11 protein-coding genes are annotated in these 14,098 nt (G+C 63.6%); all 11 read right to left on the reverse strand.

Annotated features, from left to right (window positions below):
- Window positions 1–13: 13 nt before the first annotated feature.
- The 11 genes from cysM to gyrA all read right to left on the reverse strand — a co-directional run bounded on the left by cysM (window position 14) and on the right by gyrA (window position 13,884).
- The gene (gene cysM / locus AZKH_RS17585; protein ID WP_015437137.1) at window positions 14–904 is read right to left on the reverse strand and encodes a cysteine synthase CysM; all 891 of its coding nucleotides are present in this window, start codon (window positions 902–904) and stop codon (window positions 14–16) included.
- Window positions 905–998: 94 nt separating this feature from the next.
- Window positions 999–2,321 (reverse strand): UDP-glucose/GDP-mannose dehydrogenase family protein, encoded by a 1,323-nt coding sequence (locus tag AZKH_RS17590; protein ID WP_015437138.1) that lies wholly within the window; start codon window positions 2,319–2,321, stop codon window positions 999–1,001.
- A 76-nt stretch (window positions 2,322–2,397) separates the two neighbouring features.
- Window positions 2,398–3,573 (reverse strand): lipopolysaccharide assembly protein LapB, encoded by a 1,176-nt coding sequence (gene lapB, locus AZKH_RS17595; RefSeq protein ID WP_015437139.1) that lies wholly within the window; start codon window positions 3,571–3,573, stop codon window positions 2,398–2,400.
- Between the two features lie 5 nt (window positions 3,574–3,578).
- Window positions 3,579–3,890, reverse strand: coding sequence for a lipopolysaccharide assembly LapA domain-containing protein (locus AZKH_RS17600; protein ID WP_015437140.1), 312 nt, complete (start codon window positions 3,888–3,890; stop codon window positions 3,579–3,581).
- A gap of 92 nt (window positions 3,891–3,982) precedes the next feature.
- The gene (locus tag AZKH_RS17605; RefSeq protein WP_015437141.1) at window positions 3,983–4,267 is read right to left on the reverse strand and encodes an integration host factor subunit beta; all 285 of its coding nucleotides are present in this window, start codon (window positions 4,265–4,267) and stop codon (window positions 3,983–3,985) included.
- Between the two features lie 15 nt (window positions 4,268–4,282).
- A complete protein-coding gene (gene rpsA, locus AZKH_RS17610; RefSeq protein ID WP_156822124.1) occupies window positions 4,283–5,959 on the reverse strand; it encodes a 30S ribosomal protein S1 in 1,677 nt (558 codons plus the stop codon).
- A gap of 141 nt (window positions 5,960–6,100) precedes the next feature.
- Window positions 6,101–8,035: a bifunctional 3-phosphoshikimate 1-carboxyvinyltransferase/cytidylate kinase gene (locus AZKH_RS17615; protein ID WP_015437143.1), complete on the reverse strand. Its 1,935-nt coding sequence runs from the start codon at window positions 8,033–8,035 to the stop codon at window positions 6,101–6,103.
- A gap of 2 nt (window positions 8,036–8,037) precedes the next feature.
- Entirely contained in the window at window positions 8,038–8,940 is a 903-nt protein-coding gene (locus AZKH_RS17620; RefSeq protein WP_041656344.1) for a prephenate dehydrogenase/arogenate dehydrogenase family protein, read from the reverse strand.
- A gap of 109 nt (window positions 8,941–9,049) precedes the next feature.
- The gene (gene pheA, locus AZKH_RS17625; protein ID WP_015437145.1) at window positions 9,050–10,114 is read right to left on the reverse strand and encodes a prephenate dehydratase; all 1,065 of its coding nucleotides are present in this window, start codon (window positions 10,112–10,114) and stop codon (window positions 9,050–9,052) included.
- A 26-nt stretch (window positions 10,115–10,140) separates the two neighbouring features.
- Window positions 10,141–11,244, reverse strand: a complete 1,104-nt coding sequence (serC, locus tag AZKH_RS17630; protein WP_015437146.1) for a 3-phosphoserine/phosphohydroxythreonine transaminase — start codon at window positions 11,242–11,244, stop codon at window positions 10,141–10,143.
- Window positions 11,245–11,271: 27 nt separating this feature from the next.
- Window positions 11,272–13,884, reverse strand: a complete 2,613-nt coding sequence (gyrA, locus tag AZKH_RS17635; RefSeq protein ID WP_015437147.1) for a DNA gyrase subunit A — start codon at window positions 13,882–13,884, stop codon at window positions 11,272–11,274.
- Window positions 13,885–14,098: the final 214 nt, after the last annotated feature.

Here is a 14,098-nt window from a genome sequence, read left to right on the forward strand (position 1 = left end):
CGTGAAACACCCGTCAGCCGGGGAATACGCCGGTGGAAAGATAACGGTCGCCACGATCGCAGACGACCGACACGATCACCGCGTTCTCCAGCTGCGCCGCCAGCCGCAGCGCGACGTGCATTGCACCGCCCGACGAGATTCCGGCGAAGATGCCCTCCTCGCGCGCGAGGCGCCGCGTCATCTCCTCGGCGTCGGCTTGGCTCACGTATTCGAGTGCGTCCACACGCGCCTTGTCGTAGATGCGTGGCAGATACTCCTCCGGCCACTTGCGGATGCCCGGAATCTGCGAACCTTCCTCGGGCTGGCAACCGACGATGCGGACCGCCGGATTCTTTTCCTTCAGGAAGCGCGAGCAGCCCATGATCGTTCCGGTCGTGCCCATGCTGCTGACGAAATGCGTGATCAGTCCGCCGGTCTGTTCCCAGATCTCGGGACCTGTGCCTTCATAGTGCGCGAGCGGGTTGTCCGGGTTCGCGAACTGGTCGAGGATGATTCCCTTCCCTTCGTCCCGCATGCGCTCCGCAACATCGCGCGCCATCTCCATGCCGCCTTCGCGCGGGGTGAGCACCAGTTCGGCGCCGAAGGCACGCATCGTCTGGCGCCGTTCGACGCTCTGGTTCTCCGGCATCACGAGGATCATCCGGTAGCCGCGCATGGCAGCAGCCATCGCCAGCGCAATGCCGGTATTGCCGCTCGTCGCCTCGATCAGCGTATCGCCCGGCTTGATGTCGCCGCGCGCTTCGGCACGCAGGATCATCGAAAGGGCGGGCCGATCCTTCACGGACCCCGCAGGGTTGTTGCCTTCGAGCTTCGCCAGGATCACGTTGTTGCGGCCGGCATTGATGCGCTTGAGGCGCACCAGCGGCGTGTGACCCACATAATCGTCGAGCGTCTTGAATTCCATCAGCCTGTCGTCTGCAAGGGTTGAACCCCCGGATGTTAAGCCGCCGCCACCCGGCCGGAGAATCCGATCGGGGGCATAAGCTTATGACCGGAGCTCAACGACGGCCGATGCCGTGATACTCGATCCCCGCGCGCTTCATCGCGGCCGGGTCATACATATTGCGCCCGTCGAAGATCACCGGATGGCGCAGCGTCTCGCGGATGCGCGCGAAGTCGGGGCTGCGGAACTCCTTCCACTCGGTCACGATCACGAGCGCGTCGGCCTTGTCGAGCACCTCCATCGGCCGCTCGACATAATGCAGCCGCGGCTCGTCGCCGAAGATGCGGCGCGCTTCCGCCATCGCCACCGGATCGTAGGCCGACACCGTCGCACCGCGGCGGAAGAGCTCCGCCAGGATCACGCGGCTCGGCGCCTCGCGCATGTCGTCGGTATTGGGCTTGAAAGCCAGCCCCCACAGGCCGAACTGCATGCCGCTCAGATCCTCCCCGAAACGCGCGACGATCTTGTCGACCAGACGCAGCTTCTGCGCCTCGTTGGCCTCTTCGACCGCATTCAGGATCAGCAGGTCATGCTTGTTCTCACGGCCGCTGCGCACCAGCGCCTTCACGTCCTTGGGGAAGCACGAGCCGCCATAGCCGCAGCCGGCATAGAGGAAGTGCCAGCCGATACGCGGATCGGAGCCCATGCCCTGCCGCACCAGCTCGATGTCCGCACCGAGGGTCTCCGCCAGGTTCGCCAACTCGTTCATGAAGCTGATGCGGGTGGCGAGCATCGCGTTGGCGGCGTACTTCGTCAGCTCGGCGCTGCGCACGTCCATCGCAAGCAGCTTCTCGTGATTGCGCTGGAAAGGCGAATACAATTCGCGCATCAGGCCGATTGCGCGTTCGTCATCGGCACCGACGACGATCCGATCGGGACGCATGAAATCGTCGAGGGCCGCGCCTTCCTTCAGGAACTCCGGATTCGAGACGACGCTGAAGGGCAGGTCCGCGCCGCGTGCCTTCAACTCGGCCGCCACGGCCTCGCGCACGCGATCGCCCGTGCCCACCGGAACCGTCGACTTGTCGACGATGACACGGTAGTCGTCCATGTAGCGGCCGATGTTGCGCGCCGCAGCGAGCACGTACTGCAGGTCAGCCGAGCCATCCTCGTCCGGCGGCGTACCGACGGCAATGAACTGGATGGTGCCGAAACGCGCCGCGTACTCAATGTCGGTTGTGAACTTCAGGCGCCCGGCCGCCACATTGCGCCGCACGACTTCGAGCAGACCCGGCTCGTGGATCGGGATCCCGCCTTCTTCGAGCGTGCGAATCTTGGCCGGATCCACATCCAGGCACAACACGTCGTTGCCGACATCCGCGAGGCAGGCACCGCTGACCAGTCCGACGTATCCCGTACCGACGACAGTGATTTTCATGGTTTAGACCTCAATCTCAATGAAAAACGGCCCGCTTGCGCGAACCGTCGAAAACTTGGACACGATCAGCCCACGCTCATGGCGCGAGATCGTACTCCTCGGTACGGCGTGGCGGGTAGGTCTCCCACCCCCCGCAGGCGGGGCAGCGCCACTGGAACTGGCGTGCCTTGAAGCCGCACTCCGCGCAGCGGTAGCGTGCCACGCGGCGCGTGTGACCGTGGATCAGCTGTTTCACCAGCTCGATGTCACTCCGCTGCTCGGCGGGCGCATTCAACAGCGCCGCCTCGAGCAGCTTGTCGAGCCCCAGCAGCGTCGGGTTGCGCCGCAACTCCTCCCGCACGAGTTCGTAGGCTGCCCGCGAACCTTCCTTTTCGAGCTCCCAGTGGAAGACTTCGTCGAGCAGATCCAGGGACGGGTGCCGCTCCAACCAAGAGCGCAGCAGAGTCTGCCCCTGCTCGATGCGGCCCAACCGCGCATGGGCGTCCATCACCCGTTCTGCGACGAGCGCAAGATAAACCGGATCTTGGCTCTCGACCCGCTTCCACACTTCGATCGCTTCCGCGTACTGCCCCTCCGCCATCAACAAGTCGCCAAGCACCAAGCTCGCGCGGATACAACGCCGGTTGATTGCAAAGGCCTCGTCCAGGTGACGGCGGGCTTCATCATGCCGGGAACTGCCGAGCGCGGAAACTGCCAATTCGCAATAAAAGTTTGCGACCTCCTTGCGCCACATCACGCTCTCGTGATCCGGCAGGGCCTTCGCCGCCTCGACGGCCTTCTCCCAATCCTTCTCCTGCTGGTAGATCTCCAACAGATAGCGCATCGCCATGTCGTTCAGACGCGACGAGCGCAGGCGGTCGAAAACCGCTTCGGCACGGTCCAGCAAACCGGCCTTCAGGTAATCCTGCCCGAGTTCGGCAAGCGCCTGCAGGCGCTGCTCCTCGGAAAGATCCTCGCGATCGACAAGATTCTGGTGCATGCGGATCGCACGGTCCGTCTCGCCGCGTCGACGGAACAGGCTTCCGAGCGCGAAATGCAGCTCGATCGTCTGCGGATCGATCTTCACCGCTTCGATGAAGGCGTCGATCGCCTTGTCTTGCTGTTCGTTGAGCAGAAAATTCAGGCCGGACAGGTAGGAGCGCGGCAAAGCCCGCGATTCATGGACCACCTGCCGGATATCGATACGCGCCGCGAGCCAGCCGAGGGCGAAAAACAGCGGCAGCGCAAGAAACCACCAGAGCTCGATTTCCATCGTATTCAGAAAGTCTCGGGGGCCTGCACTTCGGTGGTCGTCGGCACGCCGGCCTCGGCCGGCCGCTTGCGTTCGGCGCGCTGCAGTTGCTTGCGCAGCTTGCCGATCTCGCGCCGCTGGCGCAGCAGCGACGCGAAGGTCGCAGTGACGCCCAATAGTGCGCCGGCGGTAAATGCGGCCAGTATCACGAATACCAGCGGCAACTGCCACGAACTACCGAAGAAGAACTGCAAGACGACGAGGTGGTCGTTCTTCACGGCGAAGCCGAAGAGCATGAAGAACAACAGCAGCCGGAATATCCACATTACGAAGCGCATGGGACGGCATTATCCCCGAGGGAATGACAAAAAAGAAGGCGGCTCGCGCCGCCTTCCCACTCGATTACGGTGCAGACCCGATTGTCGCGCAATCAACCGGCGATATCGACGCGCTCGCGCAACTCCTTGCCTGCCTTGAAATGGGGCACGTACTTTTCGGGCACATGCACCTTGTCGCCGGACTTCGGATTACGTCCGACACGAGGCGGACGATAGTTCAGCGCGAAACTGCCAAAACCGCGGATCTCGATGCGATCCCCGCGCGCGAGCGCGTCGGACATCGCATCGATCACCATCTTGACCGCGTAATCGGCATCTTTTGCGACCAGCTGCGGAAACCGCGCCGCCAGCCTCGCAATCAGCTCCGATTTGGTCATGACCAGCCTACTGAATTAGTGCTTCTGCTCGTTCAGCTTGGCCTTGAGCAGCGCACCAAGGTTGGTGGTGCCGCTGGCGGCGGTCTCGGAGGCGAGCTTCTGCATCGCGTCGCTCTGCTCGGCCTGATCCTTGGCGCGGATCGAGAGGTTGATCGAACGGGTCTTGCGATCCACGTTGATGATCATCAGCTCGACTTCATCACCTTCCTTCAGGACGGTCGTCAGGTCGTCGACACGGTGTGCAGCCGCTTCGGAAGCACGCAGGTAGCCTTCAACTTCTTCGTTCAGCGCGATCACGGCGCCACGGGCATCCACCGACTTCACGGTGCCGCGGACGAGGCTATTCTTCTCGTGCGTGGCGATGAAGTTGGTGAAGGGGTCGCCTTCGAGCTGCTTGACGCCCAGCGAGATGCGCTCGCGCTCGACATCGATCGCCAGCACGACGGCCTCGACTTCGTCGCCCTTCTTGAAGCGGCGCACAGCCTCTTCGCCCGAGTCGCTCCACGACAGGTCGGACAGGTGCACCAGACCGTCGATACCGCCGTCCAGGCCGATGAACACGCCAAAGTCGGTGATCGACTTGATCTGACCGCGGACCTTGTCACCCTTCTTGTGGTTGATCGCGAAATCGTCCCACGGGTTGGACATGCACTGCTTCATCCCCAGCGAGATACGACGACGGTCTTCGTCGATTTCGAGGATCATGACTTCGACTTCGTCGCCCAGTTGGACAACCTTGGTCGGGTGAATGTTCTTGTTGGTCCAGTCCATTTCGGACACGTGCACCAGACCTTCGATGCCCTGCTCGACTTCGACAAATGCGCCGTAGTCGGTGATGTTCGTGACCTTGCCGAACAGGCGGGTGCCCTGCGGGTAGCGGCGAGCGATGCCGACCCACGGATCTTCGCCCAGCTGCTTGAGGCCCAGCGAGACGCGGTTCTTTTCCTGGTCGAACTTGAGAACCTTGGCTTCGATTTCGTCGCCGACCGACAGCACTTCCGACGGGTGACGCACGCGACGCCAGGCCAGGTCGGTGATGTGCAGCAGGCCGTCGATGCCGCCGAGGTCGACGAACGCACCGTAGTCGGTGATGTTCTTGACGACGCCCTTGACGACGGTGCCTTCCTTCAGGTTGGCAAGCAGCTTTTCGCGCTCTTCACCCATGGTCTCTTCGAGCACGGCGCGACGCGAAACGACGACGTTGTTGCGCTTGCGGTCGAGCTTGATGACCTTGAATTCGAATTCCTTGCCTTCGTACGGCGTGGTGTCCTTGACCGGACGCATGTCGACCAGCGAACCCGGCAAGAAGGCGCGGATGCTGTTGGTCATGACGGTCAGGCCGCCCTTCACGCGACCCGAGATCAGGCCCTTGACCAGCGTGCCTTCGTTGAGCGCCTTCTCGAGGTCGTTCCAAGCGGCAATGCGCTTGGCCTTCTCACGCGACAGGCGGGTCTCGCCGTAGCCGTCTTCCAGGGCGTCGATAGCGACGTGAACGAAATCGCCGACCTTGACTTCGAGTTCGCCGCGATCATCGCGGAACTCTTCGATGGCGACATAGCTCTCGGACTTGAGTCCGGCATTAACGACCACGAAGTTGTGATCGATGCTGACCACCTCGGCGGTGATCACTTCGCCGGAACGCATTTCCTGACGAGCAAGGCTCTCTTCGAACAGCGCGGCGAAACTTTCCATGGAATCGGAAACGGGGTTGGCAGTGGTCATAAAAAGTGGAAATCCCAAAACCGCCCGAAAGCGGCGAACAGCGGTTGATTGAACAAACAGACTACCTACCGCAAGCGGCCGGCAGCCAACCGATACTACGGAAATGCCCGCTCAGGAACGAACCCGACCGAGCACGAAGCCGACTGCCTGCTCGAGGTCCATTTCGGTGGTATCGAGGAGTTCGGCGTCGGGCAACTTCTGCAGGGGAGCCACGGGCCGGGCGGCATCGCGCGCGTCCCGCTCATGGAGATCCTTCAGGAGGTTTTCCATGTTAGCAGCCATTCCCTTTTCCATCAACTGCTTATAGCGACGTTCCGCGCGCGCCTCGGCAGTCGCCGTCAGGAAGATCTTCGTGGCCGCATCGGGGAAGACCACCGAGCCCATGTCGCGCCCCTCCGCAACAAGGCCGGGCGCGATGCGGTAGTCGCGCTGACGGTCCAGCAGCGCCGCCCTCACGGCAGGCAAGGCGGCCACGCGCGAAGCGCCGGACGAGCATGCCTCGGTCCGGATCTCGTCGCTGACATCGTCGCCGGAGAGCAGAACGCGCCCGCCCTCGAACGACGCCGGCAGCGACGCGGCGATCTCGGCAACCGCCTGATCGTCCTCAAGCGACACCCCGGCACGCATCGCGGCAAGTGCGACGATGCGATACAGCGAGCCGCTGTCGAGGCATTGGTAGCCGAGCGCCTCGGCAACACGCGCGGCCACCGAGCCCTTACCCGACGCCGACGGCCCGTCGATCGCGATGACCGGCACGGGCCGCGCGATCTCGGCGAAGCGCTCAAAATAGGTCGGGAAGGTCTTGTTCACGCACTTCGGATCGTTGATGCGCACGCGGCAACCGCCGAGCGCGACGAGCGAGAAACACATCGCCATGCGATGATCGTCGTAGGTGTCGATCGCGGCCGCCCTGAGCACCGCGGGCGGCGTGACGACGAGATAATCGGCGCCCTCCTCGACCACGGCACCCACTTTGCGCAGTTCGGTCGCCATCGCGGCGATGCGGTCGGTCTCCTTGACGCGCCAGCTCGCGATGTTGCGCAGACGGCAAGGCCCATCCGCGAAAAGGGCTGCGACCGCGAGCGTCATCGCCGCATCGGGAATGTGGTTCAGATCGAGATCGAAAGCCTTCAGCCGCCCGCTCTCGGGCGCGCGCGCCTCAATCCAGTTGTCACCCATTTCGATGCGCGCACCGAGCGTCGCCAGGGCTTCGGCGAAGCGCACGTCGCCTTGAATACTCGTACTGCCGACCCCTTCGACGCGCACCGGCCCGCCGCCGATGGCTCCGGCCGCAAGGAAATACGATGCCGACGAGGCATCGCCTTCCACAAAGATCACGCCGGGACTGCGATAACGTACGCCGCCGGGAACCACGAAACGCTCCCAGCCTTCGCGCCGAACCTCGACGCCGAAGCGCGCCATCAGGTCGAGCGTGATCGCGATGTAGGGCTTCGAAATCAGTTCCCCGACCACTTCGACGGTCGACTCCACGCCCGTCAGCGGCAGCGCCATCAGCAAGGCCGTCAGGAACTGGCTCGATACGTCGCCTCGTACGCGCACGACGCCGCCCGAGCGGATCGTCGCCGGGCGGATATGCAGCGGCGGGAAGCCTTCGTTCGCCAGGTAATCGACGCCCGCACCGAGTTGGCGCAACCCATCGACGAGATCGCCGATCGGCCGCTCGTGCATGCGCGGTACGCCCGACAGACGGTATTCGCCACCCGAGAGCGCGAGCGCGGCGGTCAGGGGACGGAACGCCGTCCCTGCATTGCCGAGGAAGAGGTCGGCCGACTTGACCGGAAACGGACCGCCCACGCCGGTGACGCGGTAATTGTCGGTGTCGCCATCGCGCGACCACGCAACCCCGAGCGCGCGCAAGGCGTCAAGCATCCGCTCGACGTCGTCGGACGCGAGGAGGTCGCGAATGTCGGTTTCGCCTTCGGCGAGCGCAGCCAGCAGAAGGGTGCGATTGGAGATGCTCTTCGAACCCGGCAGGCGCACCTGCCCGCTCGCCCCGAGCATCGGCGGGAGATCGAGAAATTCCATGTTTACTCCGACCTGGAAACTGAATTGGCGGAATTGGCGAACTGTTCGGCCCAAGCGTTGCGCGCGGCGCGCGCCTCGGCAAAAAGTTGCTCGAGGCGGCTAGCGTCGCCAGCAAGCAGCAGCGCGCGCAGGTATGCAAGTTCCGCGAGGTACTGGTCGAGTTCGGCCAGCAGCGCCTGGCGGTTTGCAATGCAGATGTCGCGCCACATTTCCGGGTGGCTGCCGGCAATACGCGTGAAGTCGCGGAATCCGCTGGCTGCGAAACCGAAGAGCTGCTCGGCATTGGCCCGTCCGGCCAGGTCGTGGACCAGTCCGAACGCCAGCAAATGCGGCAGATGGCTGACCGCGGCGAACACGCGGTCGTGATCCTGCGGCGGCATCTCGCTGATCATCGCACCGCAGGCCGCCCAGGCTTCACGCACTCGCAGGATGGCCTCGGGCTCGTTCTCGGGCAACGGGGTGATCACGACCTTGCGGTTTTCGTACAAGGACGCGAACGCAGCATCGACGCCGCTCTTCTCCGCACCGGCGATCGGATGGGCAGGAACCGTATGGGTCAGATGATTGGGAAGATGACGATAGATCGCCTCGATCACGTCGCGCTTGGTGCTGCCGGCGTCGGTGACGACAGTGCCCGGCGCAAGATGAGGCGCCATTGCCGCCATCACCGATTCCATCTGGCCGACAGGCGGAGCCAGCAGAACGAAATCTGCGCCATCGGCGGCACTCGCCCAATCGGAGCAGTATTCGTCGATGACGCCCAGTTCGACGGCACGGGCGAGCGAGGTTCCGCTACGGCCGATTCCGACAATGCGTTCGACCAAGCCCGCACGCCGCAGCGCCAACGCGAACGAGCCGCCGATCAGCCCCACGCCGCACACTACCAGTCTCTTGATTACAGCCATTCAGAGCATCATCCATTCAGGCGAGCAGCTGTCGCGGCGCAGCGTCGCCGCGCGCCCTGTGCCGATTCCACAATCCCGCAACCCTTCCGGCACCCGGGCCGGCATCGACTCAGATGACGGCGACGGGATAAGACCCGAGGATCTTCACAAAGGCTGCCCGGTCGTTGAGTTCCTTGAGCGCAGCGGCGACCTCTGGATCTTCGCGGTGGCCCTCGATGTCGACATAGAACACGTATTCCCACAACCCGCCGCGCGCCGGACGCGACTGCAGCTTGGTCATATCGACTCCATGCCGCGCCAACGGTTCGAGCAGCATGTGCATCGCCCCCGGCCGGTTGGGTGCCGAACACACCAACGAAGTCTTGTCGCGGCCGGACGGCCCCGCATCATGACGGGCGATCACCAGGAAGCGCGTCGTATTGTTCGGATCGTCCTCGATGTTCTTGGCCAGCACGTTCAGGCCGTAAAGTTCGCCGGCCGCTTCGCCCGCAATCGCGCACGATTCCGCATCCTCGGAGGCCAGGCGCGCCGCTTCGGCATTGCTCGCGACCGGTACGCGCGACAGATGAGCGAGATTGCGGTTGAGCCACTCGTGGCACTGCGCGAGCGACTGGGCATGCGAGTACAGGCGTTTTGCCGCCCCGATGCCTTCGGACTTCGACAGCAGGTGCTGATGGATGCGCAGCTTGACCTCGCCGCAGATCATCAGCGGGTTTGCGAGCAAGAGATCCAGCGTGCCGCCGACGGCCCCCTCGGTGGAATTCTCCACCGGCACGACGCCATAGTCGGCATTGCCCGCCTCGACCTCGCGGAATACATCGTCGATCGCGGCGGTCGGCACCAGCGTCGGCGCCGAGCCGAAATGCTTGCGTGACGCGCTCTCGGAGAAGGTCCCGGCCGGCCCTAGATACGCGACCTTGAGCGGGTGTTCAAGCGCCAGACACGCCGACATGATCTCGCGGAAGATGCGCTGCACGGCCACATCCGGCAACGGACCGGGGTTCGCTTCACCCAGACGGCGCAACACCTGCGCCTCGCGCTCCGGGCGGTACAGGTTCCCGCGCTTGACCTCGCCGATACGCTTGGCGCACTGCGCCCGTTCGGCGAGACGAGCGAGGATCTCCTCGTCCAGATGATCGATCTTCTTTCTCAGGTTCAGCAGTTCGTCGCTCATGCTCGCCCCATTTCCCGTAACCAGATTCAGCCGTGCCGCCTGGCGAAGTCCTGCATGAACTCGACCAGAGCGCGCACGCCGGCAATCGGCATCGCATTGTAGATGGACGCACGCATGCCGCCGACCGACTTGTGTCCCTTGAGTTGCGTCAGACCTGCCGCCTTCGCCTCGGCCAGGAAGGCATCGTTCAGCGCCTCGCTGCGCAACAGGAAGGGAATATTCATGCGCGAACGGCTCGCCACCGCCACGCGATTCTCGTAAAAGTCGCTGTCGTCGAGGAAGCGATAGAGCAGATCGGCCTTTTCGATGTTCTGCGCCTCGATCCCCGCGAGCCCGCCCTGCGCCTTCAGCCACTGGAAGACCAAGCCCGCAATATAGATCGCGTAGGTCGGCGGCGTGTTCAGCATCGAACCGTTGTCGGCCATCACCTTGTAGTCCATGACCGCCGGCGTCATGGGATGAGCGTGACCGATGAGATCCTCCCGCACGATGACGATCACCAGTCCCGACGGCCCCACGTTCTTCTGCGCGCCCGCGTAGATCAGGCCGTAGCGGCTAACATCGATCGAGCGCGACAGGATGTGCGAGGACATATCCGCCACCAGGGGCGCACGCGTCGCGGGCAGAGCGGCCTCGTCGCCCAGTTCAACGCCATGGATCGTCTCGTTCGTGCACAGATGCACATACGCCGCATTGTCGTCGAGCGACAGTTCATCCTGACGCAGCAGGCGTGTAAAGCCTTCCGCCTCGACACTGCCCGCGAGCCGGATGCTTCCACCCAGACCGGACGCCGCCAGATGCTGAGCTTCCTTGTAGGCCTTCTTGGACCAGCTTCCGGTCACCAGGTAGTCGGCAACACCGCCGCCCAGCAGGTTCATCGGAATCTGCGCAAACTGCTGCGTCGCCCCGCCCTGAAGAAAGAGCACCCGATAGTTCGACGGGATCCCAAGGAGTTCGCGCAAATCGGCTTCGGCCCGGCCGATGATTTCGCCGAACTCCTTGCCGCGATGGCTCATTTCCATGACGCCGCAGCCGGCACCGTGCCAATCGAGCATCTCCTCGGCAGCCTGGCGCAACACCGCCTCGGGCAGAGCAGCCGGACCGGCACTGAAATTGAACACGCGCGTCATGTGCGAAAGCCCTCCATCAAATCCAAATCATTCCGCTGCGGACGTATCCGCTTCGCCCGTCACATCGGCGTCGATCGCCTCATCCGCCGCGCCGACGGACTCCTCGGGCTCGGACTCGGCCACCTTCTCGATGCTCGCAAGCGAATCGGTTTCGTCGAGGTTGATCAGCGTGACGCCCTGCGTCGCCCGGCCCAGCTCGCGGATGTCCTGCACCTTCGTGCGGATCAGCACACCGCCGGTCGAGATCAGCATCACTTCGTCGCTCTCCTCGACGAGGCATGCGCCGACGAGCTTGCCGTTACGCTCGGAAGTCTGAATGGCGATCATCCCCTTCGTGCCGCGACCATGTCGAGTGTACTCCGCGACCGGCGTGCGCTTGCCATAGCCGTTCTCGGTCGCAGTCAGCACGCTCAGATCCTCGCTCTTCGAGACCAGCATCGCGATCACGCGTTGGCCATCCTCGAGCGTCATGCCGCGCACGCCACGCGCCTCACGCCCCATCGGACGCACGTCGCCCTCATGGAAGCGCACCGCCTTGCCGGCATCGGAGAACAGCATGACGTCGCTGTCGCCGTTGGTGATCGCGACGCCAATCAGGCGATCGCCGTCATCGAGGCTCGCAGCGATGATGCCGGCCTTGCGTGGATTGGCGAACGCCGTCAGCGAGGTCTTCTTGACCGTCCCCTCGGCAGTGGCCATGAAGACGAAATGATCGTCGTCGAAGGCCTGCACCGGTAGCACGGCGTTGATCTTCTCGCCCTCGACGAGCGGGAAGAGATTGACGATCGGACGGCCGCGCGAGTTGCGCGTCCCTTCCGGCACTTCATACACTTTCAGCCAATAGACGCGTCCACGACTCGAGAAGCACAGGATGTAGTCGTGGGTGTTCGCGACGAAGAGGCGGTCGATGAAGTCGTCGTCCTTCATGCCCGTCGCCTGCTTGCCGCGGCCGCCGCGGCGCTGGGCGCGGTAATCGGCCAGCGGCTGGCGCTTGAAGTAGCCGCCGTGAGACAGCGTGACGACCATGTCTTCCGGCGCGATCAGATCCTCGATGTTGATCTCGCCGGTATTCAGCACGATCTCCGAACGACGCGGATCGCCGAACTGCATGCGGATCGCGCCGAGCTCCTCGACGATGATCGCGGTGATTCGCTCGGGCCGTGCGAGGATGTCCAGCAGGTCGGTGATGACATCCATCACCTCGCGGTACTCGGCGACGATCTTGTCCTGTTCGAGACCAGTCAGGCGCTGCAGGCGCAGCTCCAGGATCGCTTGTGCCTGAACGTCGGACAGCCGGTAGCCGTTCGCCGACAGGCCGAACTCCTCGGCCAGCCCTTCCGGACGGTAGCTGCCCGCCATCGCCCGGGCGAGCATCTCCTCGACCAGCGTCGAGCGCCAGACGCGCGCCATCAGCTCGCGCTTCGCGTCCGACGGCGTCGGAGCCGCCTTGATCAGCGCGATGATCTCGTCGACGTTCGACAGCGCCACCGCCAGACCTTCGAGGATGTGCCCACGCTCGCGCGCCTTGCGCAGTTCGAAGATGGTGCGCCGCGTGATGACTTCGCGCCGGTGCGACAGGAAGCACTCGAGCATCTGCTTGAGGTTCAGCGTGCGCGGCTTGCCGTCGACCAGCGCCACCATGTTCATGCCGAACGTGTCCTGCAGCTGCGTCTGCTTGAACAAGTTGTTCAGCACCACCTCGGGCACTTCATTGCGCTTCAGCTCGATCACGACGCGCATGCCGGACTTGTCCGACTCGTCGCGGATCTCGCTGATGCCTTCGATCTTCTTCTCATTGACGAGCTCGGCGATGCGTTCGAGCAGCGTCCGCTTGTTCACCTGGTAGGGCAGCTCATCGACGATGATCGCCTGGCGGTTGCCCTTTTCGAGATCCTCGAAATGGGTCCGCGCGCGCATCACGACCCGCCCGCGACCGGTGCGATAGCCGTCATGCACACCCGACAGCCCGTAGATCAGGCCGGCGGTCGGGAAGTCCGGCGCCTGCACGATACGGATCAGCTCTTCGATGCTGACTTCCGGATCCTCAAGCACCTTCAGGCAGGCATCAAGCACCTCGCCGAGATTGTGCGGCGGAATGTTCGTCGCCATGCCAACGGCGATGCCGGACGAACCGTTGATCAGCAGGTTCGGGATGCGTGCCGGCAGGACCAGCGGCTCTTTTTCCGAACCGTCATAGTTCGGCCCGAAGTCGACCGTTTCCTTCTCGATGTCGGCAAGCAGTTCATGGCCGATGCGGGCCATGCGGATTTCGGTGTATCGCATCGCCGCGGCGTTGTCGCCGTCGACCGAGCCGAAGTTCCCCTGCCCGTCGACCAGCATGTAGCGCAGCGAAAAATCCTGCGCCATGCGGACGATGGTGTCGTATACAGCGGAATCGCCGTGCGGGTGATACTTACCGATGACGTCGCCGACAATACGCGCCGACTTCTTGTACGCCTTGTTCCAGTCGTTCGACAGTTCGTGCATCGCGTATAACACGCGGCGATGCACCGGCTTCAGACCATCTCGAGCGTCGGGCAGCGCACGCCCGACGATCACGCTCATCGCGTAGTCCAGATAGGAGTGCCGCATCTCGTCTTCGAGACTGATGGGCAGTGTTTCCTTGGCAAACGGAGTCATTTCGCGGCGGCGGCAATGGCCGCATGGTCAAAAGCTTGGAATCTTACCATGCGCCGACGTCCGACCGCCCCTGATACAGCCCCCACGACCCGACGCCTGGAGCCGCGCACCCGCTGCGCATCGTTGGCGGGTTGCGCCCCTTATGCTTAAATTGCGCCGCCAACAAACGCCCGAGCCATCGGGCAATACAAATCGAATCGCAATTTCAGTGGAG

It is taken from the genome of Azoarcus sp. KH32C (genome assembly GCF_000349945.1).
Taxonomy (GTDB): Bacteria; Pseudomonadota; Gammaproteobacteria; order Burkholderiales; family Rhodocyclaceae; genus Aromatoleum.

Bases quoted from the DNA above. Each gene is read 5' to 3' on its own strand.
- cysM (WP_015437137.1), bottom strand. From the start codon at position 904: ATGGAATTCAAGACGCTCGACGATTATGTGGGTCACACGCCGCTGGTG.
- AZKH_RS17590 (WP_015437138.1), bottom strand. From the start codon at position 2,321: ATGAAAATCACTGTCGTCGGTACGGGATACGTCGGACTGGTCAGCGGT.
- lapB (WP_015437139.1), bottom strand. From the start codon at position 3,573: ATGGAAATCGAGCTCTGGTGGTTTCTTGCGCTGCCGCTGTTTTTCGCC.
- AZKH_RS17600 (WP_015437140.1), bottom strand. From the start codon at position 3,890: ATGCGCTTCGTAATGTGGATATTCCGGCTGCTGTTGTTCTTCATGCTC.
- AZKH_RS17605 (WP_015437141.1), bottom strand. From the start codon at position 4,267: ATGACCAAATCGGAGCTGATTGCGAGGCTGGCGGCGCGGTTTCCGCAG.
- rpsA (WP_156822124.1), bottom strand. From the start codon at position 5,959: ATGGAAAGTTTCGCCGCGCTGTTCGAAGAGAGCCTTGCTCGTCAGGAA.
- AZKH_RS17615 (WP_015437143.1), bottom strand. From the start codon at position 8,035: ATGGAATTTCTCGATCTCCCGCCGATGCTCGGGGCGAGCGGGCAGGTG.
- AZKH_RS17620 (WP_041656344.1), bottom strand. From the start codon at position 8,940: ATGGCTGTAATCAAGAGACTGGTAGTGTGCGGCGTGGGGCTGATCGGC.
- pheA (WP_015437145.1), bottom strand. From the start codon at position 10,114: ATGAGCGACGAACTGCTGAACCTGAGAAAGAAGATCGATCATCTGGAC.
- serC (WP_015437146.1), bottom strand. From the start codon at position 11,244: ATGACGCGCGTGTTCAATTTCAGTGCCGGTCCGGCTGCTCTGCCCGAG.
- gyrA (WP_015437147.1), bottom strand. From the start codon at position 13,884: ATGACTCCGTTTGCCAAGGAAACACTGCCCATCAGTCTCGAAGACGAG.